Raw genomic sequence first — 25,338 nt, 5'->3', positions numbered from 1 at the left:
GGGCGGGGTACAGCACCACACGCATCAACAGGAGGCCGCCGGTGAGACGAGCGCGCCCAGGGGCACCGCCCCGCGGGACAGCCGAACGCGCCCTGACCAGTGTCGAGGCCGGAGCCGACTTCGACGAGGGACAGGGCGGCGAGGGACAGGGCACCCAGACCGACCGGGCACGCGGTGAGGAGCGGCCGGTGGTCGCCTCGAAGCTCTGGCACATCACCCTCAGCGTCTCGGGCGCCGAGGCCCCGCTGAAGGAGGTCAGGCGCGGCCTCGAGCAGCTGGCCCACGACCATCCCTTCCTGCTGACCAGCCGCTACGCCAATGATCACGCGGAGATCCGCTACTGGGAAGAGGCCCGTGACCTGCACGATGCCGCGGCGGTCGCGCTCCGGCTGTGGGGCGAGCACCGGCAGAGCGCGAAGCTGCCGCCGTGGGAGATCGTCGGCCTCGAGGTCATCGACCGCGAGACCTACCACCTGCGCATCGCCGAGGGCTACGGCCCACCGCCGGCCGCCCCGGTGGGGGTCCACCCGTACTGAAGGCGCCCCGGGGCGCGTGCGGGGTCGGCGTGCGCGGGGCGGGCGTGCGCGTCGGGCAGGTGAGGCGGGCGGGGCGGGTCGGGCGCGGCAGGCGCGCGTCGGGCAGGTCGGGCGCGGCGTGCGCGTCCGGAGCGTCCGAGGAGCGTCTCGGAGTGCGGGATGCGGACGGCATTCGTGAGGGATGTCCGCAGTGGTGCCAGTACCCTGCGGGCATGACCTCGCTCACGCCCCTCGACAACCTGTCCCCGGTCGCCCGGGCCGCCTACCGCGCCCGCGCCGCCGCCGCCGAAATCGCGCCACTTCCGCGCGCGGCCAAGGACGACGCCCTGCTGGCGATCGCGGACGCCCTCGAGGTCCGTACCGCCGAGATCGTCGAGGCCAACGCCGAGGACATCGCCCGCGCCCGCGAGGCCGGTACCAGCGAGACCGTCATCGACCGGCTCACCCTCACCCCCGAGCGCGTCCGCGCCATCGCCGCCGACGTCCGCGACGTGGCCGCCCTGCCGGACCCCGTGGGCGAGGTCGTGCGCGGTTCGACGCTTCCCAACGGGATCGACCTCCGCCAGGTCCGCGTCCCCCTCGGCGTCGTCGGCATCATCTACGAGGCCCGGCCCAACGTGACCGTCGACGCGGCCGCCCTCTGCCTCAAGTCCGGCAACGCCGTCCTGCTGCGCGGCTCGTCCTCCGCGTACTCCTCGAACACCGCCCTGGTGAAGGTCCTGCGCGACGCCGTCGGGGGCGCCGGCCTGCCCGCCGACTCCGTCCAGCTCGTCCCCGGCGAGTCCCGCGACTCGGTACGCGAGCTGATGCGCGCCCGCGGCCTGGTCGACGTCCTCATCCCGCGCGGCGGCGCCTCCCTGATCCGCACGGTCGTCGAGGACTCCACCGTCCCCGTCATCGAGACCGGCACGGGAAACTGCCACGTCTACGTGGACGCCCAGGCCGACCTCGACATGGCCGTCGACATCCTGATCAACTCCAAGGCCCAGCGGCCCAGCGTCTGCAACTCGGCCGAGACCCTGCTTGTCCACCAGGACATCGCCGAGGCCTTCCTGCCGCGCGCCCTGACGGCCCTGGCCGAGGCGGGCGTCACGGTCCACGCCGACGAGCGGGTGCTCGCCCACGCCGAGGGCTCCAAGGCCACCGTCGTCCCGGCGACCCCCGAGGACTGGGAGACCGAGTACCTCTCCTACGACATCGCCGCCGCCGTCGTCGACTCCCTCGACAAGGCCGTCGAGCACATCCGGCTCTGGTCCTCCGGCCACACCGAGGCCATCGTCACCACCTCGCAGGCCGCGGCCCGCCGCTTCACCCAGCTGGTCGACTCCACGACGGTCGCCGTCAACGCGTCCACCCGGTTCACCGACGGAGGCCAGTTCGGCTTCGGCGCCGAGATCGGCATCTCGACCCAGAAACTGCACGCCCGCGGGCCCATGGGCCTGCCCGAGCTGACCTCGACGAAGTACATCGTCACCGGCGACGGCCACACCCGCTGACCCTTGCGTTTCCCCCGTTCGGCCCCGCTCCCGCGGGGCCGCGGGGGACCGGACGGGAAGGGATGTCTCGCACTCTCCCTGCCCAAAACCACCTCTCAGGTCTACTCTGACAAACGTGCCGGACGACGTGGGGGGCAGGCCGTTCCAGGACGGCAGGGACCCTGAGAACTCGGACGACCGCGGGGGCGCGAAGGACGACTTCGCCACCGTGGTGTTCGACGAGGACTTCGTACGGGCCGCCGAGGTCCACGAGCCGACCGCCGTGGAACGCCTTCTGGCGGCCGCCCAGGCGCGCGCCGAGGCCGAGGCCGCCCGCGCCAGAGCGGGTGCGCGGCCCGGCGACGACGAGGACGGCTACGACCCCTCCGATCCCTTCGCCGGCCCCTACGGCGACGCGTACGACCCGGACGACCCCGACGGCGGCCCCTACGGCCCGCACGGCGGCGCCCTGCGCCCCTACCGGGGCAGCGCCCGCTGGCACCGGCCCGTCGCCTGGGTGCTCGCCCTGGTGATGGGCGTCGGCATGGTCGCCCTCGCCTTCACCGCCGTCTACCGGGGCGCCTCCGCCAACCGCCAGGACCAGGTCCCGGCCCCCGCCACCACCGGCATCGACAAGCCGCGCGGGAACCCCCCGGCCGTCACCGCGCCCTCGGCCTCCGCCGAATACTCCGCGCCCCCGGTACCCGCCGTTCCGCGTACTCCCTGAGCACACGCGGACACCCGGCCGGACCTTTCGCGCCGCACGTCCGAAATCTTCGGAACTTGTCGTGTACCTGGGCGTTTACCGGAGCGCCGTCCGACCTACTCTGAAGGTATGGCAGGGCGTGGCGACCCGCCTGAGGGGCCGGTTCCCGACCCCGGCGGTGGTGAGGACGAGTACCGATCCGTCGTCTTCGACGAGTCGTTCGTCAAAGCTGCCCGGCTCCAGGAGTTCTCGGCGGAAGAGCGCATGGGCGAGCACTCCCAGGCCGTCCGCTCCCGCCCCTCCTGGGAACCCAGAACCGGCTCCCGCCCGGCGATCATGCTGGTGCTCCTGGTCCTCCTCGCCTTCGGTACGGCCATCTATCTCGGCGTCCGCAACCCCTACCAGCCGCCCGTCGACCAGCGGGCCGAACCGCTGCGGACCACTGTGGTCCCGCTCGCCCCGCAGGGGCCGGTCCCGGGCGGGCAGGCCGCCCAGCTCTTCGCCAACAGCCCCGCCGCCGAGTACCGCACGGGCGCCGCCGGCATCAACCTCCCGGTCACCGGTCGCACGACCCACTTCTCGGAGGGCCAGGTGGTGACGGCCCTGTCCATCGCCAAGGACTACCTCGTGGCCTCCTCCCTGGAGCCCGACGTGCTGGCGGGGGTGACGGTCCGCCCCGCCCGCCTGCTGCTCGACCCCGACCAGCTCGCGCAGTTCGACCAGAGCGTCGAGTCCTCGACCGACGACGGGCGGCACGCGGAGGCCGGCTGGCTGGTGCGGTTCGACCCGGCGGAGGTCGCCCTCGCCGACCCGTCCGTCCGCGTCCAGGGCACCCTCCGCTTCGCGGAGACGTCCGCCGACATGCTGGAGGTCACGGCGGACCACACCTTCACCTACGCGCTGCGCCCGGCGACCGCCGGTGCCGGTCCCGTGGCCGCGGCCTCCCTCTTCACCGTCCACCGCGCGGTCCACTTCCGCTTCGACCGCGAGGACCTGCGGATGCACCGCGCCGAGCTGCTGGCCAGCACCGTCCAGGCGGGTCCGCAGGCCTGCGGACCCGACGCCGGCGGAGCCCTCCACCCGCTGCTCGCGGGCGAACGCGCCTCCGACGCGGGCGGCCCGGCCGTCACCGACCCGTACGCAACGGGCCGGCCCGTCGTCTCCGCGCTCTGCGGGACCCTCGCCCCGAGCGCTCAGCCCTCGCTCTGACGCTCAGCCCTCGCTCGGAGCGCCGCCGCCTCTGCCGCTCTCGCCGGCCTCGCCGCCGGCGTCGCCCTTCTCGCCACCGGCCGTGCCGCCGTCGCCGCGCGCCGCCGTGCCGCCGCCGAACCTGCTGCGCAGCTTCCCGCCGAGGTCGCCCGCCAGGTCGCCCGCGCCGCCCGCGATGTCGCCGACCAGCTTCATCAGCGGGTCCTTGCTGGTGCGCACCGATTCGGCGTAGTGCCCGGCGGATTCCCGGAAGGAGTCGGTCACCGAGGTGTCCTTGTCCTCCTCGCGCCGCGGGTAGTGGCCGTCCATGATCCGCTGGTAGTCCCGGGTCTCGGACCACTTCTTCAGCTCGGCCGCCCGGACGGTCGTGAAGGGGTGCGTGCGCGGGAGCACGTTGAGGATCTTCAGGACGGAGTCGCGCAGGTCGCCGCCCTTCTCGTACTCGTCGGCCTGGGCGAGGAACGCGTCCACGTTCATCTCGTGCAGATGGTTGCCACCGGCGATCTTCATCAGACCGCGCATCGAGGCCTGCAGATCCTGGCCCACCAGCAGACCCGCCCGGTCCGCCGACAGCTCGGACTTGCGGAACCACTCCCGCAGCGCGGTCACGATCGCCATGATCGCCACGTTCCCGAGCGGGATCCAGGCGACCTTGACCGCCAGGCTGGTGAGGAACAGCAGGATCGTGCGGTACACGGAGTGACCGGAGAGGGCGTGGCCCACCTCGTGGCCGACGACCGCGCGCATCTCCTCCTCGTCGAGCAGCTCCACGAGGCCGGTGGTGACCACGATGATCGGCTCGTCCAGGCCGATGCACATCGCGTTCGGCTTCGGGTCCTGCGTGACGTACATCGGCGGGACCTTCTCCAGGTCCAGGATGTAACAGGCGTCCCTCAGCATGTCGTTGAGGTGGGAGAACTGGGCCTCGCTCACCCGCACGGAGTCGGAGAGGAAGAGCAGTCGCAGGCTCCGCTCGGGCAGCAGCCCGCTCAGCGCCTTGAAGACCGTGTCGAAGCCGGTGAGCTTGCGCAGCGCCACGAGCGCCGAACGGTCCGCCGGGTGCTCGTAGGCGCGTGAGGAGATACCGGGGAAGCGCCTGCGCTGCCTGCTCGGCACGTTCTCCCGGCCGTTGTCGGACTTCTCGGTCATTGGATGCCCCCTGTTCGTACGAGACCTTGCTCGTCCCCCTGACGCGTCCCAGCCTAGGTGCTGGGGTCCCGGAGCGCCCGAGCCTGTGGATAACTCCGGCACGGGGGCGACGGCGGGGTACGACAGCCCGGTCAACGACTGAGTCGGCGTGAGCGTGCCCGGACGGCCCGCATACGATGTGCGCGAAGTCTCCGCTCCCATCCCCGATCGATAGGTCCTGCCGAAGATGAGCCTCCACAGCACCGCCGCGAACCTGGTCATGCTCGCCGAGGGCGCCGAGCACGGTGGCAACCACGACAGCCTCAACCCCTACCTCACCGGTTTCGGCGCGCTGGGCGCGCTGCTCCTGCTGCTGTGGATCACCACCCGCTTCAACCGCGACCGCTGAGCCGGAGACCGGACCGAAGGCGCCCGCTGCCGTGCCAGTAGGCTCTGCACGCATGGGAGAGCAGGAAGTGCCTACTGGCGGCCGCGGCAAGCGCCGACTCGGCGTGATGGGCGGAACGTTCGACCCGATCCACCACGGACACCTGGTGGCCGCCAGTGAGGTGGCCGCCCTGTTCCACCTGGACGAGGTGGTGTTCGTGCCGACCGGGCAGCCGTGGCAGAAGAGCCACAAGGCCGTGTCGGCGGCCGAGGACCGCTATCTGATGACGGTCATCGCGACGGCGTCCAACCCGCAGTTCTCGGTCAGCCGTATCGAGATCGACCGGGGCGGGCCCACGTACACCATCGACACCCTGCGGGACCTGCGCTCCCTCAACAGCGACGCGGACCTCTTCTTCATCACGGGTGCCGACGCGCTCTCCCAGATCCTCACGTGGCGCGACGCGGAGGAGCTGTTCTCGCTCGCCCACTTCATCGGCGTCACCCGGCCGGGCCACGACCTCACGGACGACGGCCTGCCCAAGGGGGGCGTCTCGCTCGTCGAGGTTCCCGCACTCGCCATCTCCTCCACCGACTGCCGGGCGAGGGTCGCCAAGGGCGATCCGGTCTGGTATTTGGTGCCGGACGGTGTGGTTCGCTACATCGACAAGCGCCAGTTGTACCGCGGCGAGTGAGCCTCGGAGAGGGGCACCGGTGAACGACCAGAACCCGTACGACCCGTACTACCCGCAGCCGCAGATCATCGGCTACGACGAGTACGGGCAACCGGTGTACCAGCAGGTGCCGGCGCAGGCGCAGCAGCCGTACGACCCGTATGCCCAGCAGCAGCATGTCCAGCACCAGGGACAGCAGGCGCAGCACCAGGGACAGCAGCAGGGCTATGGCTACGACGCCTACGGGCAGCCCGTCCAGCCCCAGCAGCCTCAGCCTCCCCAGCAGCCGCAGTACGACCCGTACGGGCAGCAGCAGCCGCAGCAGGGCTACGGCCACTCCTCGTACGACACCGGCCGGCAGTGGGCCGTCCAGGCCGACACGGCCCCCGCCGCCCCACCCGCCTCCGCGCCGGTGGCCGCGCCGCCCGGAGTGCCCGGTCAGCGCCCCGCTCCGGAGAGCGGTGGCGACCGCGACTACCGCACCGAGCAGTTCTCGTTCATCGAGGAGCCCGACGAGGACTCCGAAGACGTCATCGACTGGCTCAAGTTCACCGAGAGCCGCTCCGAGCGGCGCGAGGAGGCCAGGCGGCGCGGCCGCAACAAGGTCGTCGCCCTCATCGTGGTCCTGGCCCTCGCCGCCGTCGGCGGGGTCGGCTACCTCTGGTCCGCGGGCAAGCTCCCCGGCATGTCCGGCGAGGAGCAGAAGCAGAACACCGCGACCGGGCCGCAGAAGCGCGACACGATCGTCGTGCACCTGCACGACATCAAGAGCGGCACCACCTCCACGGCCCTCCTCGTCGACAACACCACGACCCAGCAGGGCACCACCGTCCTGCTCCCCAACAGCCTGTCCGTGTCCAACTCCGAGGGCGCCGCGACCACGCTCGCCAAGTCCGTCGAGGACGATGGCTCCAGCGGCACGCGGGAGGCGGTCGGCAACCTCCTCGGAACGAAGATCACCGGCACCTGGCGCCTGGACTCCCCGTTCCTGGAGAACCTGGTCGAGCTGGTCAGCAACATCGACCTCACCACCGACGTCACCGTGCCCAGTGACAAGAAGGGCGAGGACCCGCTCGTCACCAAGGGCGAGAACCAGACGCTGAACGGCCGCGCCGCCGTCGCCTACGCCACCTACCGAGCGCCCGGCGAGGCCGAGGCCAAGCAGCTCCAGCGCTTCGGCCAGGTCCTCTACGGCGTGCTGCGGAAGATGTCCGACGACCCCAAGGCCAACGCGGACACCATCGCGACGCTGGTCATGATCCTCGACCCGTCCCTGCCGGAGAAGGACCTCGGCGCCTCGCTCGCCGGTCTTGCCAAGCACGCCAAGGGCGGCGACTACAAGACGGCCGTGCTCCCGGTGGAGCAGGACGGCTCGCTCACCGAGGCCGCGGCCGACAGCGTGGTCAAGGACATCCTCGGCGGCAAGGTCAGCGCTCCCGAGCAGGGCGCGGCGGTCCGGGTCTCGGTCAAGGACGCCACCGGCAAGGACGCCACCGAGGCCGCCAGGGTCGTCCTGGTCAACGGAGGCTTCGCCTTCGTGGGCGGCGCCGACGCGGACACCCAGGAGACGTCCCAGGTCCTGTACGCCGACGACGCTCAGAAGGCGACCGCCGGCGAGGTCGCCAAGACGCTCGGCCTTCCGGACGGCGCGGTGAAGAAGGGCAAGCCCGCCGGAAACGCCGATGTCACGGTGGTCCTGGGCCAGGATTACAAGATCCCCGGGAGCAAGAAGTGACCCGTTCGTAATCGTTTGCGGTGCGGTCGGCGGTACGTGAGACCCTTGATGTGTCTCTGACCGCCGACGAAAGCCTGCTTGTGACCGCCACGGATCGCTCCATCGAGCTCGTCAACGCCGCCGCCCAGGCGGCGGCCGACCGGCTCGCGCACGACATCATCGCGTACGACGTCAGCGATGTGCTGTCGATCACCGACGCCTTCCTGCTCGCCTCCGCGCCCAACGACCGCCAGGTCAAGTCGATCGTCGACGAGATCGAGGAGCGGCTCAACAAGGACCTCGGCGCCAAGCCGGTCCGCCGCGAGGGCGACCGCGACGCCCGCTGGATCCTGCTGGACTACGTGGACATCGTCGTCCACGTCCAGCACAGCGAGGAGCGGATCTTCTACGCCCTGGAGCGGCTGTGGAAGGACTGCCCCGAGCTGCCGCTGCCCGAGGACGCCCTGAAGACCCGCGGCAAGGCCGCCGAGCACGCCGCGCTGACCGGCGTCGGCGAGGAGACGGACGGTGAGCTGAGCTGAGCACCACCAAGGGCGGCAGCGGCCGCCGCATCGTCCTGTGGCGGCACGGTCAGACCTCGTGGAACCTGGAGCGCAGGTTCCAGGGATCCACGGACATCGAGCTGACCGAGACCGGCCTCGCCCAGGCGCGCCGGGCCGCCCGGCTGCTCGCCTCGCTGAAGCCGGACGCGATCATCGCCTCCGACCTGAAGCGGGCCGCGGCCACCGCCGCCGAGCTGTCCGCGATCACCGGCCACCTCGTCACGCACGACTCCGCCCTGCGCGAGACGTACGCGGGGGAGTGGCAGGGGCTGACCCACGACGAGATCGTCGCGCGCTACGGCGAGCAGTACGCCGCCTGGAAGCGCGGCGAGCCCGTGCGCAGGGGCGGCGGCGAGCTGGAGACCGAGGTCGCCGACCGGGCCGCCCCGCTCGTGCTCGAGTACGCCGACAAGCTGCCCGAGGACGGCACCCTCGTCGTCGTGAGCCACGGCGGCACCATCCGCACCACCATCGGCCGGCTCCTCGGCCTGGAGGCGCGGCACTGGGAGAGCCTCGGTGGGCTCTCCAACTGCTGCTGGTCCGTCCTCGGCGAGGGCGCCCGGGGCTGGCGGCTCCTGGAGCACAACGCCGGCACCCTGCCCGAACCGGTGCTCGGCGACGACGACTGAGCGGCCCTCCGACCCGGATTTCACTTTCCGGCAGGTCACAGGCTAAAGTTCTTCTTGTTCGCAGCGCGGAGCGCGAAGAACACGAGGGGCTATAGCTCAGTTGGTAGAGCGCCTGCATGGCATGCAGGAGGTCAGGAGTTCAATTCTCCTTAGCTCCACAGTCACCGAATCCCGTCCCCACCAGGGGGCGGGATTCGTCGTTTCCCCTTCCCCGGCCGCTCATGTCCAGGTGTCCACCCCCACGGCGCGGAGTGTCTCGATCGCCCGTCTGCTCTCCTCGTCGTTGGGGGTGTAGGCGACGATCCGGCACTCCGGCATCCCGTTGATCGAGAGCGACACCGAGGTCATCCGCAGCTCTCCCACGGCGTCGTGACGGAAGGTCTTGACGTGGCTCCCGGGCGGGACCACGTCGCCGCTGCGCCAGAGCCGGGCGAACTCCGGGCTCGCCGCCGCGAGCCTGCGGACGAACCCCTCCCAGGCGGGCTCACCGACATGCCGGCCGTACGCGCCGCGCATCTGGGCCACCATCAGCGGAAGCTCGCGCCCCCTGTCGACGAGCGGACAGCGGTGGTCCTCGACCGTGAAGAGCGTCCACAGGACATTGCGTACGTCGGCCGGGGTGGTCTCCGGCGCGGCGAAGAGCAGCCGGTACGTCGAGTTGGTCGCCAGCACGTCGTACCGGCTGTTGTAGACGACCGCCGGATGCGGGACCAGGGCGTCCAGGATGCCCTGGATCTCCGGGCTGACCGCGTCCACGTCCTCGGTGGCGTGGTCCGGCGCGAACGGCACCTCCGCCAGGTGGTACAGATGCTCGCGCTCGGGCCGGTCGAGCCGGAGGACACGGGCCACCGCGTCGAGCACCTGGGCGGAGGCGTTGATCGGACGGCCCTGTTCCAGCCAGGTGTACCAGGTGACGCCGACGCCGGAGAGCTGGGCGACCTCCTCGCGGCGCAGCCCTGGCGTGCGGCGGCGCAGGCCCGGTGGCATCCCCACGTCCTCCGGAGTCACCCGGGCCCGGCGGCCGCGCAGGAACGCGGCCAGTTCGTGTCTGCGGCGCGGCTGTGCCGGTGCTGCCAAGATCGTCACACCCCCCATGGTCGAGTCCGCGTACCGCCGTTGCCAGGTGGTGTCAGTACCAGCATCGGCGGGCTCTCGTTACCCGTATCGGACCCTCGTCACGCTGGCTGCCATGACGACGACCCCGACACATCCCGTACTCAGTAAAGACGGTGGCACCGACAATCGGCGGACGCTGCTGCTCGCGGTGGTGCTCGCCGCGCAGTTCATGGCGCTGCTCGACGTCTTCATCGTCAATGTCGCCGCCCCCACGATCCGTGCCGAACTGGGCACCTCCGGGGCAGGACTTCAGCTGGTCGTCGCCGGATACACCATCGCCTACGCGGTCCTGCTGGTCACGGGCGCGCGGCTCGGTGACCGTTTCGGCCACCGCCGGGCGTACCTCGGCGGGCTCGCCGTCTTCACCGCCGCCTCGCTCGCCTGCGGACTGGCGGCCGACACGGGCCAGTTGATCGCGTTCCGGATCGTCCAGGGCGCCGGGGCGGCCCTGATGATCCCGCAGGTGCTCAGCCTCATCCAGCGCGCGTTCACGGGCGAGGACCGGGTCCGTGCCCTCGGGGCGTACGCGGCGGTGCTCGCCACCGGCGCCGCCGCAGGCCAGGTCGTCGGCGGTGTCCTCGTCAGCGCGGATCTCCTCGGCAGCGGGTGGCGGCCGGTGTTCCTCGTGAACGTGCCGATCGGCGTGGCCCTGCTGGCGCTCGGCGCGCGCGTCCTGCCGCGCGACGCGCACACCGAACCCGCACGCTCCCGCCCCCTCGACCTGCCGGGCCTCGTCCTCCTCGCGGCGGTCGTCTCACTCCTGACCGTCCCGCTGGTCCTCGGACAGGAGCAGGACTGGCCCCTGTGGGCCTGGCTCTCGCTCGCGGCCGCCGCGGCCCTGGCCGTGGTCCTCGGCGGGTACGAGTCGCGGCTCGCCCGCAGGGGCGGCGCGCCGCTCATCGCCCCACGCGTCCTGCGGATCCCCGGCATCGGACGGGCCGCGTTCCGGATCGCCGTGGCGATGGCCGTCAACGCGGGCTTCCTGTTCACTCTGACCCTGCACCTGCAAGGAGGGCTCGGGTACAGCGCCCTGCGCGCGGGTCTCACCTTCGCGCCGGCCGCCGTCGTCTTCGGTGTGTTCGGCCTCACCTGGCGCCGCCTGCCCGCCCGCGCGCAGCGCGTCCTCGTCCCCGCCGGGTTCCTCACCGCCGCGGCCGCCGCCCTGGCCATGGGCGCCCTCCTCCGGGGCGGCGGCACCGGCGGCTGGGCCCTCTACCCGGCCTTCGTCGCCATGGGAGGAGGGCTCGCACTCGCCTTCAGCCCGGCCCTGACCGGCGCGCTGGCGGCCGTCAGGCCCGAGGACGCCGCCGACGCCGGCGGACTCCTCGCCACCGTCACACAACTCGGTCAGCTGATCGGTGTGGCGGCCTTCGGTACGGTCTTCCTGGGACGGCTGCACACGCCAGGGGCGTATGACTCCGCGGAGGCGCTGTGGGCGTGCGCCCTCGCCCTTGCGGCCGCGTCGATCTTGGGCGCGTCGACCGCCCTCGTGCGACGAGCCCGCTGACCCCCTTGCGGGGCCATGGCAGAATCGGACGGCCGGAGGGGAACGAGGGTCCGGGCGGAGGGAGTGCGCGTTGGCCGTGAGCGGTGTCGAGGATGCCGAGGCCCATGCCGTCACCGAGCCCGTCGAGTCCGCGGAACGCTCCGAGGCTCTGATCGACTGCCCCTCGTGCGGTTCCGCCCAGGTGGCCCCAATGCTCGGTGACTACGGCGGAGTGTCCTATGTGTGCACGTCCTGCGGCCACAGCTGGAGCTGAGTGATGGGTGCACACAGGCGGAAATGCGACTGGTGCGGCAGTGGTACGCCCATCGTCCGGGACATGGACCCGGTGAATGTCGAGTACCAGTACTGGTGCGAGGAGTGCGCGCGGGCGCTGATCATAAAAGGCGACCCCATCGAGACCTACCGTGAACTCGAAGGGGAGCCGATCTACGGCCGGCTCCTCGACGAACACTGCACCCTCAAGCGGTTCTACTCCTTCGCCACGGCCTGATTCCCGTCCGTGGCCCGGCGCGTGAGCGCGTACCCCACGAACAGCGCCGTCGCGGTCAGCGGATAGACCGCCGAGAGCAGCATCTGACCGGCGTTCTGGTCGAGTTCGGGGCGGCCCGGGTCGTGCGGCACCCACCAGAGCGCGAACGAGGCGAAGACCAGCGGCACCGCCCAGACCGTCCAGGCCGGCCGTATCCGCTCACGACGGTCGACCAGCAGCACCAGCAGCGGCACGCACCACACCCAGTGGTGGGACCACGAGATCGGGCTGATCATGAGCGCCGTGACCGCGCAGACGATCACGGCCAGGGCCTTGTCCCCGCGCAGCGCGGCCCGCACCGCCAGCACCATCGCCGCGCCTCCGAGGGCGGCCGCGACGACCGCCCACAGCAGACCGGGATCGTCGGTGTGCATCAGTCGGGCCAGTACGCCGCGCAGCGACTGGTTGGCGGTCTCCTCGGCGAAGCCGACCCGGCCGGTCTCGAAGAGCGTGTGGGTCCAGAAGCGCTTGGAGTCGTAGGGCAGGGCCAGCGCGCTCGCGAGGGTCGTCCCGAGGAACACCGCCGTCGCGGTGGCGGCCATCCGCAGCCAGGCGTTCCAGCGCCGCTCGCGGCGCCACTGGAGCAGCCCGGCCGCGAGCACGAGGACGACGAAGAGTCCCGGTGTGAGCTTCACCGCAGTCGCGAGGCCGATGCCCACGCCCGCCCAGCGGCTGCCCTCCCGGCGTGTGAAGTCCCACAGCACGGCCACCGCGATGAGCAGGTTGATCTGGCCGTACCGCAGCGTCGTCCACACCGGCTCGCACCAGACGACGACCGCCGCCACCAGGAGCGCGGCGCGCCAGAGCCGCTCGCCGGAGAGGGACGGCCGCACGAGCCGCAGCGAGAGCTGGACCAGCGCCAGGACGAGCAGCAGGTTCCCGGCCGTGGCCAGCGTCCGCATCAGCGGGACGTCGACGAACGTCAGCGGCACGAACAACAGCCCCGCGAAGGGCGGGTACGTCATGGCGAGATTCGCCGAGGTCGCGCGCATCGCGTAGAGGTCACCGCCGGCCCGGACCGTCTCTCCCTCGGCCCGGTAGACCATCACGTCGAGCATGTTCACGTGGGCCAGCCGCTGCGCCACCCAGAAGGCGGCGAACGACAGGAGGCAGACCGCCACAGCGGTGGCGAGGGGCCACTGACGGGCGCGGGTTCGGGAGATCACGGACGCGGTCACAGAGGGCGACCCTACCCGCCGGGTTCGAACGCCCAGGGAAACGATTTGGTGATCCCCCGGGAGGCCGGTTAATGTTCTGTCTGTCGCCGCGGGGGAAACCCGGAACGGGGCGGACAGCAAGGGGCTATAGCTCAGTTGGTAGAGCGCCTGCATGGCATGCAGGAGGTCAGGAGTTCAATTCTCCTTAGCTCCACAAGAAGGAAAAGAAGCGGACCATCCGGATCGGATGGTCCGCTTCTTCGTGTGCCGTCGGCCCCGTCGCCGGGGCCGACCAGGGTCAACCCCTGCCGCTGCCCAGTGCCTTGGGTCCGCCGCCGGGCGGCAGCGCCGGCCGCTCGGGGGACGTGGCCTCGACCCGCAGCGCCAGCGCGGGACAGCGGCGTACGGCCCGCTGGGCCCGGCCGCGCAGATGGGTGGGCACGGAGGCGTCGGCGAGCGCCGGAAAACCGTCGGGGCCCAGCCGGATCAGCTCCGGCACGATGTCCGCGCACAGCCCGTGCCCCTGGCAGAGCGTCCAGTCCACGGCCAGCTTCTCGCCGCTCGGAATCGACTCCTCCCACTCCTGGTGACCGGGCCCGGGCAGCGGCAGCACGCCGAGGGTCGGGCGGCCGCAGCCACCGCCGAGGACATGCGCGGCAAGATCGTCCGTGAACGCCGACACCGTCGACGCGAGGAAACGGGCCGAACCGTCCGGGTGCTTGCACGCGCCCCTGCCCTTGACCGCCTGGGTGACCTCCCGCAGCGCCGCCAGCGCGGCGGGGCCGCCCCCGTTCAGGACGTCGGACAGGCCGCCGGCCGCCGCGGGGAGGCCGAGCCGGCACGGCCCGCACTGACCGGCCGTCTCCGCCGCAAGCCAGTTCGCCACCCGCAGCGACTCCCCGAGCGGGCAGGTCTCGGGCCCGATCGGCAGGATCGCCCCGGCTCCCAGCGCGCCGCCGACGGCGGCCAGGGACGCCCGCGAGACGACCGCGTCGTCGACCGCGACCGAGTCGATCCAGCTGCCGTGGTAGCCGCCCGTGAGGACGCCCTGGGGCAGCGGCGGGGCCCCCGCCAGCTGGAGCACGTACCGCAGCGGGACCCCGGTGGGCACCTCGACGACCATGGGGCGCGCGACCGCGCCGGACAGGGTCAGCATGACCGTGCCGGGTTCCGCGTCCAGGCCGGTGTGGCGGTAGCGGCGCGGTCCGATCCGGGCCGCCACGGCCAGCTGGGCGAAGGTCTCGGCGTTCGACAGCAGGGTCGGCGCGCCGCCCACCCCCGACTCGGCCGCGCGCTCCCTGCGGCCGGGAGGCAGGGCGGGGCCGCCGCCCGCCGCGCGGATCACCGCGGAGGCCTCCCCGGAGACCATCCGCTCGGGAGTACGGACGACACGCGCGCGTAGACCCTGTCCACGCCGGTCGGACAGGCCGCGCTCGGAGAGCGCCGCCCGGACGGATATCTCCGTGGAGTTACGGGTGACGGCCACGATCAGCGTCCGGGCGCCGAGGGCCTCCGCCGCAAGCAGCGCGCCGTCCAGGATCAGGTGTGGGGCGCGGTTCAGCAGCACGGTGTCCTTGCGGCAGGCGGGCTCGCCCTCGCTGCCGTTGACCACGACCACCGGCCGCACCCCGCGGCGGATCGCCGCCTGACCGACCGCCCTGAGCTTGCGGCCGAAGGGAAAACCGGCGCCACCGCGCCCGTGCAGGGACATCTCGTCCGCGAGCCGGGCCAGCTGCTCGCCGCCCATGGGGTCGAGTGGCCCGTGCACCTTCAGGTGCATGTCGAGACCGAGCCGTTCGACCAGGTCGAACCCCTGGGTGAGCTGGGGCAGGCCGACCACCCGTACCTCGGGGACGTCGGGGAGCGGTGCGTTCACGGGCGGTCTCCAGAGGGCGCGGTCCAGGGCTCACCCGCCGGCGGCGGGGTGGCGTAGGGCGGCGCCGGCGGCGGCGCCGCGTACGTCGGCATCTGGGCCGGGGCCGCGTAGGTCGGCATCGGGGGCGAGGGAGCGGGCCAGTAGCCGGGGCGGCGGGGCGGGTCGGGGACGACGGGTATCTCCTCGGTCAGGGGCACGCGCTCGGCGAGCGGGGCAGGGCCGCCGAGATCGCTCGTGGCGGCGTACGGGACGGGCTCGGAGCGGTACGGGGGGCGCTCCGAGGCGGCGTAAGGGGCGGGCTCCGGCACGTAAGGGACGGGCTCCGGGGTGTCCGGGGCGGGTTCGGGGCGGGCGTCGCCGATGGCGCGGGACACCGCGCGGTAGGCGGCCGAGAATCCGGCGGGGACACCGGGAGCGGGGCGGTCGAGCCACTCGGCGGACAGCGTGGCGGGTTCGTCGGGGACGGGCGCGGTGGACGTGCTTGCCGGGTTCTCGGCGCTTTCGGCGTTCCTGGCGTTCTCGGCGGTCCCGGCCGCGGGGTCCTCCTCGGGAGGCCGGGTGCGGCTGATGCATCCGGTGCGTCCGGTGCGGCCCTCCAGGGACGCCAGGAGGGCGGCGAACCGGTCCGCGAGCGCGCGCTGCGCGGGGGCGGGCAGCAACCGGAGCGAGACGGCCGCCGCGACCGAGGTCAGCGCCAGGCAGTACATGACCAGGACCCACGTGGCGGCGGGCCGGCCCGCGTACAGCCCGTGGACCAGGGCGAAGCACCAGGCCGGGTACGCCAGCATGTGCAGCGGGCGCCAGCGGGCGGCGAACCGGCTCCGGCCCGCCAGGGTGCTGCGCAGCGCCCCGGTCGCGGCCGTGACGACCATGAGGAGCCCGGCGAGCGAGCCGAAGCCGATGAGCGCCGAGCTCCCGGTGACACCGAGCCCGAAGGGGAGCAGCGCGCCGAGCGGTTCGACCCGGCCGAGGGCGACCTTCACGGTGCCGTGCAGCAGCAGGAAGCCGAGCGCGGCGACCGCGGTGGCGCGGTGGATCCCCTGGGCGAGCAGCCGGTGCCGGGCGGAGAGCAGCAGCCGGTCGGTCGCGATCAGCCCCCAGGCGACCGACGCCGTGAGGGAGACCAGCGACAGCACACCGCTGGTGAAGTCGAGGGCGGCCCGGAATCCGTCACTGCCGCCGAGGACGAGCAGGGGAATGGTCACCAGCCCCGCGACCGAAATCCCGCCCTGAACCGGCCGACTCACACCGGTTCGCGGAACGGGGGACGAGCGGATCTTGCGATGAGGGTTCATGGGTGCGACTCCGAATGGTGCGGATAAGCGGTCCCGTTGCCGCATGCTAAGTCGCTCCATACCGAGCGGTAGGTGGTTTGCTCGTTTACACCGCACAGGGCCGAGAACTGACTCTGGGGTTGCCCCGGATAGGGTCGATACGCGGAGTAACCCGGGCGCCTCGGGCGGCCTCGGCCGTGGGTGACCGCCGGGCGGAACGTCGGTGCGGCCCGTGCGGGCCCTGCGGTACCCTGACGCCATGCGTGCCGTACGCCTTCTGCTTAGCGAGCCGCGCTGATCAGTCCCGACGGATGAAAGATCCGGTCGGAATCGGCGCGGCGTCCCCTCCTGTGCGAGGGGATTTTTCATTTCGTGGCAGTGCAGTTCGCGGGCAGTGGGCAGAGACGATCGATGGAGCTTCAAGGATCATGAGCGAGATGAATTCGGCTGCCGAGACGGCGGCCCCGCATCGTTATACGGCGGCCATGGCCGCCGACATCGAGGCACGCTGGCAGGACTTCTGGGACGCCGAGGGAACCTACGAGGCGCCGAACCCGACGGGTGACCTGGCGGGCGACGCCGCCGTCGCGGCCCGCCCCAAGAAGTTCATCATGGACATGTTCCCGTACCCCTCGGGCGCGGGCCTGCACGTCGGTCACCCGCTGGGCTACATCGCCACCGACGTCTTCGCCCGTCACCAGCGCATGACCGGCCACAACGTGCTGCACACCCTGGGCTTCGACGCCTTCGGCCTGCCGGCCGAGCAGTACGCCGTGCAGACGGGCACGCACCCGCGCGTGTCCACCGAGGCCAACATGGAGAACATGAAGGTCCAGCTGCGCCGGCTGGGCCTGGGCCACGACAAGCGCCGGTCGTTCGCGACGATCGACCCGGAGTACTACAAGTGGACCCAGTGGATCTTCCTGCAGATCTTCAACTCCTGGTACGACGACGAGGCCAAGAAGGCCCGCCCGATCGCCGAGCTGGTAGAGCAGTTCGAGAACGGCACCCGTGACGTCCCCGGCTCCACGCGCGCGTGGAGCGAGCTGAACGCGTCCGAGCGCGCCGACGTCCTGGGCGAGTACCGCCTGGCCTACGCCTCCGACGCGCCGGTCAACTGGTGCCCCGGCCTGGGCACCGTCCTGGCCAACGAGGAGGTCACCGCCGACGGCCGCTCCGAGCGCGGCAACTTCCCCGTCTTCAAGGCCAGGCTGCGCCAGTGGAACATGCGCATCACCGCCTACGCGGACCGCCTGCTGGACGACCTGGACGCGCTGGACTGGCCCGAGGCCATCAAGCTGCAGCAGCGCAACTGGATCGGCCGCTCCGAGGGAGCCCGCGTCGACTTCCAGGTCGGCGAGGCCGGTGCCATCACCGTCTTCACCACCCGTCAGGACACCCTGTTCGGTGCCACCTACATGGTCCTGGCCCCCGAGCACGACCTGGTCGAGAAGATCGTCCCGGACGCGTGGCCGGCCGGTACGCACGACGTGTGGACGGGCGGGCACGCCACGCCGGCCGACGCCGTCGCCGCCTACCGCAAGCAGGCCGCCACCAAGTCCGACGTCGAGCGGCAGGCCGAGGCCAAGGACAAGACCGGCGTCTTCACCGGCGCGTACGCGACGAACCCGGTCAGCGGCGAGCATGTCCCGGTCTTCATCGCCGACTACGTCCTGATGGGCTACGGCACCGGCGCGATCATGGCCGTCCCCGCCCACGACACCCGCGACTTCGCCTTCGCCCGCGCCTTCGAGCTGCCGATGCGCTGCGTCGTCGAGCCGAGCGACGACCGCGGCACCGACCCGGCCGCCTGGGACGACGCCTTCGCCTCCTACGAGGCGAAGCTGGTCAACTCCGCGAACGACGAGATCTCCCTGGACGGCCTGGGCGTCGTCGAGGCCAAGGCGAAGATCACCGCCTGGCTGGCCGACCGCGGCATCGGCGAGGGCACCGTCAACTTCCGCCTGCGCGACTGGCTGTTCAGCCGCCAGCGCTACTGGGGCGAGCCCTTCCCGATCGTCTACGACGAGGACGGCGTCGCGCACTCGCTGCCCGAGTCGATGCTGCCGCTGGAGCTGCCCGAGGTCGACGACTACTCGCCGCGCACGTTCGACCCGGACGACGCCGACACCCAGCCCGAGACGCCGCTGTCCCGCAACGAGGACTGGGTCAACGTCACCCTGGACCTGGGCGACGGGCCGAAGAAGTACCGCCGCGAGACCAACACCATGCCCAACTGGGCCGGTTCCTGCTGGTACGAGCTGCGCTACCTGGACCCGCACAACGCCGAGCAGCTGGTCGACCCGGCGATCGAGCAGTACTGGATGGGCCCCCGCGAGGGCATGCCCACCGGCGGTGTCGACCTGTACGTCGGCGGTGCCGAGCATGCCGTGCTGCACCTGCTGTACGCGCGGTTCTGGTCCAAGGTGCTGTTCGACCTGGGTCACGTCTCCTCGGCCGAGCCGTTCCACAAGCTGTACAACCAGGGCATGATCCAGGCCTTCGTCTACCGGGACGCGCGCGGCATCGCCGTGCCGGCGGCCGAGGTCGAGGAGCGCGACGGCGGCTACTGGTACCAGGGCGAGAAGGTCAGCCGCGTCCTGGGCAAGATGGGCAAGTCCCTGAAGAACGCCGTCACGCCCGACGAGATCTGCGCCGAGTTCGGCGCCGACACCCTGCGCCTGTACGAGATGGCGATGGGCCCGCTGGACGTCTCCCGCCCGTGGGACACGCGCGCGGTGGTCGGCCAGTACCGGCTGCTGCAGCGGCTGTGGCGCAACGTCGTCGACGAGTCGACCGGTGAGGCGACCGTCGTCGACACCGAGCCGGACGAGGACACGCTGCGCGCCCTGCACAAGGCGATCGACGGCGTCTCGCAGGACATGGCGGCCATGCGCTTCAACACCGCCATCGCCAAGGTCACCGAGCTGAACAACCACCTGACCAAGGTCGGCGGCCCGGTCTCCCGCTCGGTCGCCGAGCGGCTGGTGCTGCTGGTCGCCCCGCTGGCCCCGCACATCGCCGAGGAGCTGTGGCGCAAGCTGGGCCACACCGCCTCGGTCGTCCACCAGGACTTCCCGGTCGCCGACCCGGCGTACGTCGTCGACGAGACCGTGACCTGCGTCGTGCAGATCAAGGGCAAGGTCAAGGCCCGCCTGGAGGTCTCCCCGTCGATCACGGACGCGGAGCTGGAGGCGCTGGCCCTGGGCGACGCGCACGTCGTCGCGGCGCTGGGCGGCGCGCAGATCCGCAAGGTCATCGTGCGGGCGCCGAAGCTGGTCAACATCGTCGCCGGATAGTCCGGCTCGGCTCCGCGGACGATTCGCGCAGCTGACACCGGCCGCGCGGCATGGGGGGTTTCCCCTACGGGCAGGTTGGGGGTTCCGCTGGAACCTCTGGCCTGCCCGTTCCGTTTACCGTGGAAGAACGACAGCCGAGGGAATTCGACCCACGCCGGAGGGGCGGACATGGAAGCCGCGATTGTGATCATGGCGCTGCTCTTCTTCGCCTTCGTGGCGCTGGGGGTGTACGCGACCGTGAAGGCGGTCAAGGCCGCCAAGCGCGGCGTCGACCGCACGATCCACCAGGCCCGGCGCACCGTCGAGGACACCACGCTCCGCGCCAAGAGCTACGGCCAGGGCGGGGTCGGGGGTGAGCTGGCCCAGCTGCGGCTCTCCCTGCGGACCTCGATGCGCGCGACGCAGGACGCGCTGCAGGCGGGCGTGGCCGAGGACGCCTCGCTGCGGGAGTCCCTCGGCCTCTTCGAGCGGCTCAGCGCCCATGGGCGCGAGCTGGACGAGGACCTCAAGCGACTGGAGCGCGAGCCGGACAAGGCGCGGGTCGCCGGGCAGCTCAAGGACCTGCGGGAGCGCACCGAGCGGATCACGCACTCGGCCGACTCGCTGCGCTGGGCCGCCAGGGACCGGGCGCGGAAGTTCGCGGAGGACGACCTGGGCTCGCTGAGCGCTCAGATCGACCTGGAGGCGGGCGCGCTCCGCCACTGGTCGGGAGCGACCGCGCAGGACCCCGCCTCGGACGCGTTCTCCTGGCCCGCCGCCGGCGCCCCCGCGCCGGACGCCGAGCGGGGGCAGACCTGGCCCGGCGAGGCCGAGGAGCGCGCCGACGCGGGCCGTGACGCGGCGGCCGGGCCCCGCGCTGACGAGGAGACCCCGGACCGGCAGGCTCCGCAGGCGATCACGGCGCCCGACCCGCGCGCGACCACCTACCCGTGGGAGAAGTCCGCGCGGCCCGAAACCACGACCTGACGTCGTGGAACGCGGGGGCGGACTGCCGTCCGGCCGCGCCTGCGGGTAACCTCCCGCTCATGTCCCGGCATGTCGCGATCGTCACCGATTCCACGGCCTACCTTCCACCCCAGACGATGGAGCGGCACGGCATCACCGCTGTCCCGCTCACCGTCGTCATCGGCGACGAGGCGCTCGAGGAGGGGACCGAGGCCTCGGCTCGTCAGCTGACCCAGGCGCTGCACAAGCGCCGCCCGGTGACCACTTCGCGGCCCGGGCCCGAGGTCTTCGCGGCGACGTACCGCGCGGCGGCCGAGGCGGGCGCCACGGGCATCGTCTCGCTGCACCTGTCCGGGGAGCTGTCCGGCACGTACGACGCCGCCGTGGTGGCGGCCAAGGACGCCCCCGTACCGGTCCGGGTGGTCGACACCCGCATGATGGGGATGGCCCTCGGCTTCTGCGCGCTGGCGGCGGCGGAGGTCGTGGACGCCGGCGGCTCGATCGACGAGGCCGTCGCCGCCGCCGAGAAGCGGGCCGCGGGGACCTCCGCCTTCTTCTACGTCGACACCCTCGAGTACCTCCGCAGAGGCGGGCGGATCGGCGCCGCGCAGGCACTGCTCGGGTCGGCCCTCGCCGTCAAGCCGCTGCTCCAGCTCGACGGAGGCCGGATCGAGCTGCGCGAGAAGGTGCGGACGGCGTCGAAGGCCATCGCCCGCCTCGAGGAGATCGCGGTGGAACGGGCCGGCTCAGGACCGGTCGATGTCGCCGTGCACCACCTCTCCGCTCCCGAGCGGGCCGCCGCGCTCGCCGAGCGACTGCGCGAACGGGTACCGGGACTTGAGGAGTTGCAGGTCAGCGAGGTGGGCGCGGTGATCGGGGCGCACACCGGGCCCGGACTCCTCGCGGTTGTCGTGGCGCCCCGCTGACGCGTCCATCCCTCGTGTGAGTGACGGGTTTTTCCACAACTGGGCCTCTGTCCACGGAAATCGAGGGGTCTCAGCGGATTCGGACGGATGTGCCTACCGTCCTGTCCATGGCTCTTCGCACACATCTCGCAACCCGTCCCTCCGTATCCAACTCCACACGTTCCACCGCTCGTCGGACTGTCCGAGGCGCGTCCAGCGGTCCCGGTCGCCCTCCCGGATCGGACAGGCGCACACGGATCCGGGGGCGTGGCTCGCCTCCCGCACGGGCACGGGGCAGGCGCGCGGTCGCGGCGAACGGCGCGGCCGTACGGCGGCGGGGCGAGGCACTCTTCTCCGCCGCCGGCGCGCCCGCTGCCGAGCGCACGGCAGCGACGCCTCGGCGACTGGCGGAATGGGGAGCGGCGGAGGCGGTCGAGCCGACCGGCCCCCAGAGGGAGCGGGCGGCTTCGGGGCGGTGGGTGCGGCTGCGGTCGGCGCTCGGTGATCGCCTGCCGCTGTGGGTGCAGACCCGGTGCGGCCTCGAACCGCGGACCCTGGCCGCGCTGGCCGTGATCCTCGTCGTGGCCGCCGGATTCGCCGGGCGTCACTTCTGGACCGGCAGGCCCGAGGCGGTCAGGGCGCCGGAGATCGTGCACGCGGTGCCGCCGCCGCGGACCGGGCCGGCCCACGGCGATCCGGTGACTCCGACCCACGGGGCCCCGGTGCCCGAGGCGTCGCCGCCGGGTGTGGTCGTCGACGTGAGCGGCAAGGTACGGCGGCCCGGGGTGCTGACGCTGCCGGCCGGTTCGCGGGTCGCCGACGCGCTGCGGGCGGCCGGAGGGGCCCGGCCGGGAACGGACCTGACCGGACTCAATCGCGCCCGCGTCCTGTCGGACGGCGAACAGGTCGCGGTCGGAGTGACGCCGCCGGTGGTGATGGGCGGCGCGCCGGGAGCCGGCGGGGGAGGAGGCGCGGGAGCGGCCGCCGGCACGCGCGCGGCACCGCTGAGCCTGAACACGGCGACGGTGGAGCAGCTCGACACCCTGCCCGGGGTGGGACCGGTGCTGGCTCAGCACATCGTCGACCACCGCGCGGAGCACGGCGGATTCCGGTCGGTGGCCGAGCTGCGCGAGGTCAATGGCATCGGAGAGCGCAGGTTCGCGGACCTCGCGCCGCTGGTGCGGCCATGAACGCGCGCCGGGTGGCGGATGAGGAGTCCGTCCCGACGTCGTGGCCCGGACGGCCGGCCGAGGAGGACGGGCCCGCCGATCTCCGGCTCGTTCCGCCCGCGTTGGCGGCCTGGGGAGCGGCCGGGGCGGCGGTCGGCGTGGCCGGGTGGTGGGTGTGTGCGGGGGTGCTCGTCTGCTTGGCGGGGGCGGCAGCCCTGATGGCTTCGGTCCGCGTGCGGTCGGGGCGTGGTGGGCGTCGTCCCGCCGGTCGGGAGGGGGCCGGGTGGTGGCTGCGGGGGACCGCGGGGGCGGCGGTGCTGCTCTGCGCGGCCTCGGGTGCCGCGGCGGGCGGGCTGCACGCCGCGGACCTGCGGCGAGGGCCTGTGCCCGGGCTCGCGGAGGAGTACGCACGGGTGGCAGCGGAAGTCACGGTCACCTCCGATCCGCGGCTCACCCGGCCCCGGATCCGGGGCGACAGGACGGCCCCGGTGTCCGTCGTCCTCGACGCTCGGGCCACCCGTGTCGAGGCGGCGGGCGGCGCCGCGCACCGGACCCGGACTCCGGTCCTGGTGATCGTCCCGGCCGGGGAGGCCCAGCGGGAGTGGCTGCGGCTGCTGCCGTCGACCCGGGTGCGGCTCTCCGCACGGCTCGCGCCTCCGATGCGGCCGGGAGACAGGTTCGCGGCGGTGCTGCGCGTCGAAGGAGCCGGGCCACCTCGGATCACCGGTCCGCCGAGCAGTGCCCAGCGCACGGCCGGGGAGCTGAGGGCGGGGCTGCGCCGCGCGACCGAGGATCTCGACGGTGACGCGCGGGCGCTGCTGCCCGGGCTCGTCGTCGGTGACACCTCCCGGATCGACCAGGATCTCAACGACGCCTTCGAAGCCACCGACCTCACGCACCTGCTCGCGGTCTCCGGTTCGAACCTCACGTGCGTCCTGCTCCTGCTGATCGGGCGGCCGGGGGCGGCGATGCGGGTGGAGCGGGGCGGGCTCGCGCCCCGGCTCGGGCTTCCGTTGCGGGCCACCGCCCTCATCGGCGGAGGCCTGACGCTCGCCTTCGTGGTCGTGTGCCGACCGGATCCGAGCGTGCTGCGGGCGGCGGCCTGCGGCTCGGTCGCGCTGCTCGCCATCGCCACGGGCCGACGCAGGTCGCTGATTCCCGCGCTGGCCGGAGCCGTGCTCCTGCTGGTGCTCTACGACCCGTGGCTGGCGCGGAGCTACGGCTTCCTGCTCTCGGTCCTGGCCACCGGGGCGCTGCTCACGATCGCGCCGCGCTGGAGTGACGCGCTACGGCGGCGTGGGGTGCCGGGCAGGCTCGCCGAGGCGCTGGCGGCGGCCCTGGCGGCCCAGGCCGTGTGCGCGCCCGTGGTGGCGGTGTTCGCCGCGCGGGTGAGCCTGGTCGCGATTCCCAGCAACCTGCTCGCCGAGGTGGCCGTGGCACCGGCGACGGTGCTCGGGTTCGCCGCGCTCGCGCTGGCCCCGCTCTGGCTCCCCGCGGCGGAGCTGGTGGCGGGGGTCGCCGCCTGGCCCGCCGGGTGGATCGCCGGGGTGGCCCGGGCGGGTGCCGCGCTGCCCGGGGCGGAGGCCGGCTGGCCCGGTGGCTGGTGGGGCGGGCTCCTTCTCGCCGGGCTCTTCGGGCTGGTGGTGCTCGGGGCGTGGAGGCTGCCGTACCGGCGGAGGGTGGCGGTGGGCTGCGTCGTCCTGCTCCTCCTCGCGGTGGTACGCCCTCCGCCGTTGACCCGGCTGGTCAGTGGCTGGCCGCCACCGGGCTGGACGTTCGCGATGTGCCAGGTGGGGCAGGGCGACGCGACCGTTCTCGCGGCGGGAGGGGACGCGGCCGTCGTCGTGGACGCGGGGCCCGACCCGGACCTGGTGGACCGCTGCCTGCACGATCTCGGAGTCCGGCGGATCCCGCTGCTCGTCCTGACGCACTTCCACGCGGACCACGTCGCCGGGCTGCCGGGGGTCCTGCGGGGCCGGTCGGTCGGGGCGATCCAGACGACGGGCCTCGAGGAGCCCCCGGCGCAGGCGGCGGCTGTGCGCCGCGCGGCCGGGGCGGCGGGGGTGCCCGTCGTCCGGGCGTGGCCGGGGGAGCGGAGACGACTGGGTCCGTTGGAGTGGCAGGTGTTGTGGCCGGTGGGGAGGCCGGGGGCGGTCACGCCGGCGGAGTCCGGTCCGAACGACGCGAGCGTCACGCTGCTCGTCCGGACCCGGGAGGGGCTGAGGCTGCTGCTCCTGGGAGACCTCGAACCCCCCGCCCAGCAAGGGCTGTTGCGGGCCCACCCCGCGCTCGGCCCGGTGGACGTGCTCAAGGTGGCCCATCACGGCTCCGCCTACCAGGACCCCGGGCTGATACGGGCGGTCCGGCCGCGGCTCGCGCTGGTGTCGGCCGGACGGGACAACCCGTACGGCCATCCCGCGCCGGCGACGGTCGAGGCGCTGCGGGCCGGGGGAGCGGAGGTGCTGCGGACGGACCGGGACGGCGCCGTCGCGGTGACGGGGGCGGGGCCGGGCCTGATGGCCGTACCGAGTCCGTAGGGC

The 25,338-nt window shown here is 72.8% G+C and carries 22 protein-coding genes and 2 tRNA genes; 19 read left to right on the top strand and 5 right to left on the bottom strand.

What is annotated here, in order from left to right; all coding sequences use genetic code 11:
* Positions 1-41 precede the first annotated feature (41 nt).
* The 4 genes from AB0E14_RS03250 (at position 42) to AB0E14_RS03235 (ending at position 3,926) form a co-directional block, all read left to right on the top strand.
* On the top strand, positions 42-536 hold the full coding sequence (locus tag AB0E14_RS03250) for a hypothetical protein (RefSeq protein ID WP_362411103.1): 495 nt from the start codon (positions 42-44) through the stop codon (positions 534-536).
* A gap of 212 nt (positions 537-748) precedes the next feature.
* Positions 749-2,032 carry a glutamate-5-semialdehyde dehydrogenase gene (locus AB0E14_RS03245; protein ID WP_362411100.1) on the top strand — a complete coding sequence of 428 codons (1,284 nt, stop codon included), beginning with the start codon at positions 749-751 and terminating at the stop codon, positions 2,030-2,032.
* A 115-nt stretch (positions 2,033-2,147) separates the two neighbouring features.
* A complete protein-coding gene (locus tag AB0E14_RS03240; protein WP_362411097.1) occupies positions 2,148-2,738 on the top strand; it encodes a hypothetical protein in 591 nt (196 codons plus the stop codon).
* Positions 2,739-2,846: 108 nt separating this feature from the next.
* Entirely contained in the window at positions 2,847-3,926 is a 1,080-nt protein-coding gene (locus tag AB0E14_RS03235; protein WP_362411094.1) for a hypothetical protein, read from the top strand.
* A 3-nt stretch (positions 3,927-3,929) separates the two neighbouring features.
* On the opposite strand, the gene AB0E14_RS03230 is transcribed toward AB0E14_RS03235, so the two are convergent.
* On the bottom strand, positions 3,930-5,075 hold the full coding sequence (locus AB0E14_RS03230; protein ID WP_362411091.1) for a M48 family metalloprotease: 1,146 nt from the start codon (positions 5,073-5,075) through the stop codon (positions 3,930-3,932).
* A 226-nt stretch (positions 5,076-5,301) separates the two neighbouring features.
* On the opposite strand from AB0E14_RS03230, the gene AB0E14_RS03225 reads away from it, so the two are divergent.
* From AB0E14_RS03225 to AB0E14_RS03200, 6 genes are all read left to right on the top strand, one after another.
* Complete coding sequence (locus AB0E14_RS03225) at positions 5,302-5,463, top strand: hypothetical protein (RefSeq protein ID WP_260226309.1); 162 nt, start codon at positions 5,302-5,304, stop codon at positions 5,461-5,463.
* Positions 5,464-5,515: 52 nt separating this feature from the next.
* The gene (gene nadD / locus AB0E14_RS03220; protein ID WP_362411088.1) at positions 5,516-6,136 is read left to right on the top strand and encodes a nicotinate-nucleotide adenylyltransferase; all 621 of its coding nucleotides are present in this window, start codon (positions 5,516-5,518) and stop codon (positions 6,134-6,136) included.
* Positions 6,137-6,155: 19 nt separating this feature from the next.
* The gene (locus AB0E14_RS03215; protein ID WP_362411085.1) at positions 6,156-7,850 is read left to right on the top strand and encodes an LCP family protein; all 1,695 of its coding nucleotides are present in this window, start codon (positions 6,156-6,158) and stop codon (positions 7,848-7,850) included.
* An 80-nt stretch (positions 7,851-7,930) separates the two neighbouring features.
* A complete protein-coding gene (gene rsfS, locus AB0E14_RS03210; protein ID WP_362411082.1) occupies positions 7,931-8,371 on the top strand; it encodes a ribosome silencing factor in 441 nt (146 codons plus the stop codon).
* Positions 8,368-9,021, top strand: coding sequence for a histidine phosphatase family protein (locus AB0E14_RS03205; protein ID WP_362411344.1), 654 nt, complete (start codon positions 8,368-8,370; stop codon positions 9,019-9,021). The genes rsfS and AB0E14_RS03205 overlap by 4 nt, the downstream gene beginning before the upstream one ends.
* An 85-nt stretch (positions 9,022-9,106) precedes the next feature.
* Positions 9,107-9,179 (top strand) — tRNA-Ala (locus AB0E14_RS03200).
* 61 nt (positions 9,180-9,240) lie between these two features.
* Here AB0E14_RS03200 and AB0E14_RS03195 read toward each other — a convergent pair.
* Positions 9,241-10,107, bottom strand: a complete 867-nt coding sequence (locus tag AB0E14_RS03195; protein ID WP_362411079.1) for a helix-turn-helix transcriptional regulator — start codon at positions 10,105-10,107, stop codon at positions 9,241-9,243.
* Positions 10,108-10,288: 181 nt separating this feature from the next.
* Here AB0E14_RS03195 and AB0E14_RS03190 point away from each other — a divergent pair, with 181 nt between their 5' ends.
* The 3 genes from AB0E14_RS03190 (at position 10,289) to AB0E14_RS03180 (ending at position 12,134) form a co-directional block, all read left to right on the top strand.
* Positions 10,289-11,644 carry an MFS transporter gene (locus tag AB0E14_RS03190; RefSeq protein ID WP_362411341.1) on the top strand — a complete coding sequence of 452 codons (1,356 nt, stop codon included), beginning with the start codon at positions 10,289-10,291 and terminating at the stop codon, positions 11,642-11,644.
* 70 nt (positions 11,645-11,714) lie between these two features.
* Entirely contained in the window at positions 11,715-11,897 is a 183-nt protein-coding gene (locus tag AB0E14_RS03185; protein WP_362411076.1) for a hypothetical protein, read from the top strand.
* 3 nt (positions 11,898-11,900) lie between these two features.
* Positions 11,901-12,134 carry a hypothetical protein gene (locus tag AB0E14_RS03180; RefSeq protein WP_362411073.1) on the top strand — a complete coding sequence of 78 codons (234 nt, stop codon included), beginning with the start codon at positions 11,901-11,903 and terminating at the stop codon, positions 12,132-12,134.
* Here AB0E14_RS03180 and AB0E14_RS03175 read toward each other — a convergent pair.
* The gene (locus tag AB0E14_RS03175; RefSeq protein ID WP_362411070.1) at positions 12,113-13,351 is read right to left on the bottom strand and encodes a glycosyltransferase 87 family protein; all 1,239 of its coding nucleotides are present in this window, start codon (positions 13,349-13,351) and stop codon (positions 12,113-12,115) included. The genes AB0E14_RS03180 and AB0E14_RS03175 overlap by 22 nt on opposite strands.
* A 120-nt stretch (positions 13,352-13,471) precedes the next feature.
* Between AB0E14_RS03175 and AB0E14_RS03170 the strand changes: the two genes are divergently transcribed.
* Positions 13,472-13,544: transfer RNA gene (locus AB0E14_RS03170), tRNA-Ala, on the top strand.
* An 84-nt stretch (positions 13,545-13,628) separates the two neighbouring features.
* On the opposite strand, the gene AB0E14_RS03165 is transcribed toward AB0E14_RS03170, so the two are convergent.
* Together AB0E14_RS03165 and AB0E14_RS03160 are read right to left on the bottom strand one after the other, a co-directional pair.
* Entirely contained in the window at positions 13,629-15,206 is a 1,578-nt protein-coding gene (locus tag AB0E14_RS03165) for an NADH-ubiquinone oxidoreductase-F iron-sulfur binding region domain-containing protein (RefSeq protein ID WP_362411067.1), read from the bottom strand.
* Complete coding sequence (locus tag AB0E14_RS03160; protein WP_362411064.1) at positions 15,203-16,411, bottom strand: hypothetical protein; 1,209 nt, start codon at positions 16,409-16,411, stop codon at positions 15,203-15,205. Before AB0E14_RS03160 ends, AB0E14_RS03165 begins: the two co-directional genes overlap by 4 nt.
* A 497-nt stretch (positions 16,412-16,908) precedes the next feature.
* Between AB0E14_RS03160 and leuS the strand changes: the two genes are divergently transcribed.
* From leuS to AB0E14_RS03135, 5 genes are all read left to right on the top strand, one after another.
* Positions 16,909-19,779, top strand: coding sequence for a leucine--tRNA ligase (gene leuS, locus AB0E14_RS03155; protein ID WP_362411061.1), 2,871 nt, complete (start codon positions 16,909-16,911; stop codon positions 19,777-19,779).
* A 168-nt stretch (positions 19,780-19,947) separates the two neighbouring features.
* A complete protein-coding gene (locus tag AB0E14_RS03150) occupies positions 19,948-20,745 on the top strand; it encodes a hypothetical protein (RefSeq protein ID WP_362411058.1) in 798 nt (265 codons plus the stop codon).
* A gap of 59 nt (positions 20,746-20,804) precedes the next feature.
* The gene (locus AB0E14_RS03145; RefSeq protein WP_362411055.1) at positions 20,805-21,650 is read left to right on the top strand and encodes a DegV family protein; all 846 of its coding nucleotides are present in this window, start codon (positions 20,805-20,807) and stop codon (positions 21,648-21,650) included.
* Positions 21,651-21,757: 107 nt separating this feature from the next.
* Positions 21,758-22,819, top strand: coding sequence for a ComEA family DNA-binding protein (locus tag AB0E14_RS03140; RefSeq protein WP_362411052.1), 1,062 nt, complete (start codon positions 21,758-21,760; stop codon positions 22,817-22,819).
* Complete coding sequence (locus AB0E14_RS03135; RefSeq protein WP_362411049.1) at positions 22,816-25,335, top strand: ComEC/Rec2 family competence protein; 2,520 nt, start codon at positions 22,816-22,818, stop codon at positions 25,333-25,335. Before AB0E14_RS03140 ends, AB0E14_RS03135 begins: the two co-directional genes overlap by 4 nt.
* Positions 25,336-25,338: the final 3 nt, after the last annotated feature.

This window comes from Streptomyces sp. NPDC047981, from assembly GCF_040653315.1.
Taxonomy (GTDB): Bacteria; Actinomycetota; Actinomycetes; order Streptomycetales; family Streptomycetaceae; genus Streptomyces.
Note: the sequence above shows the minus strand (reverse complement) of the source record. Positions and strands in the feature narration are given on the sequence as shown.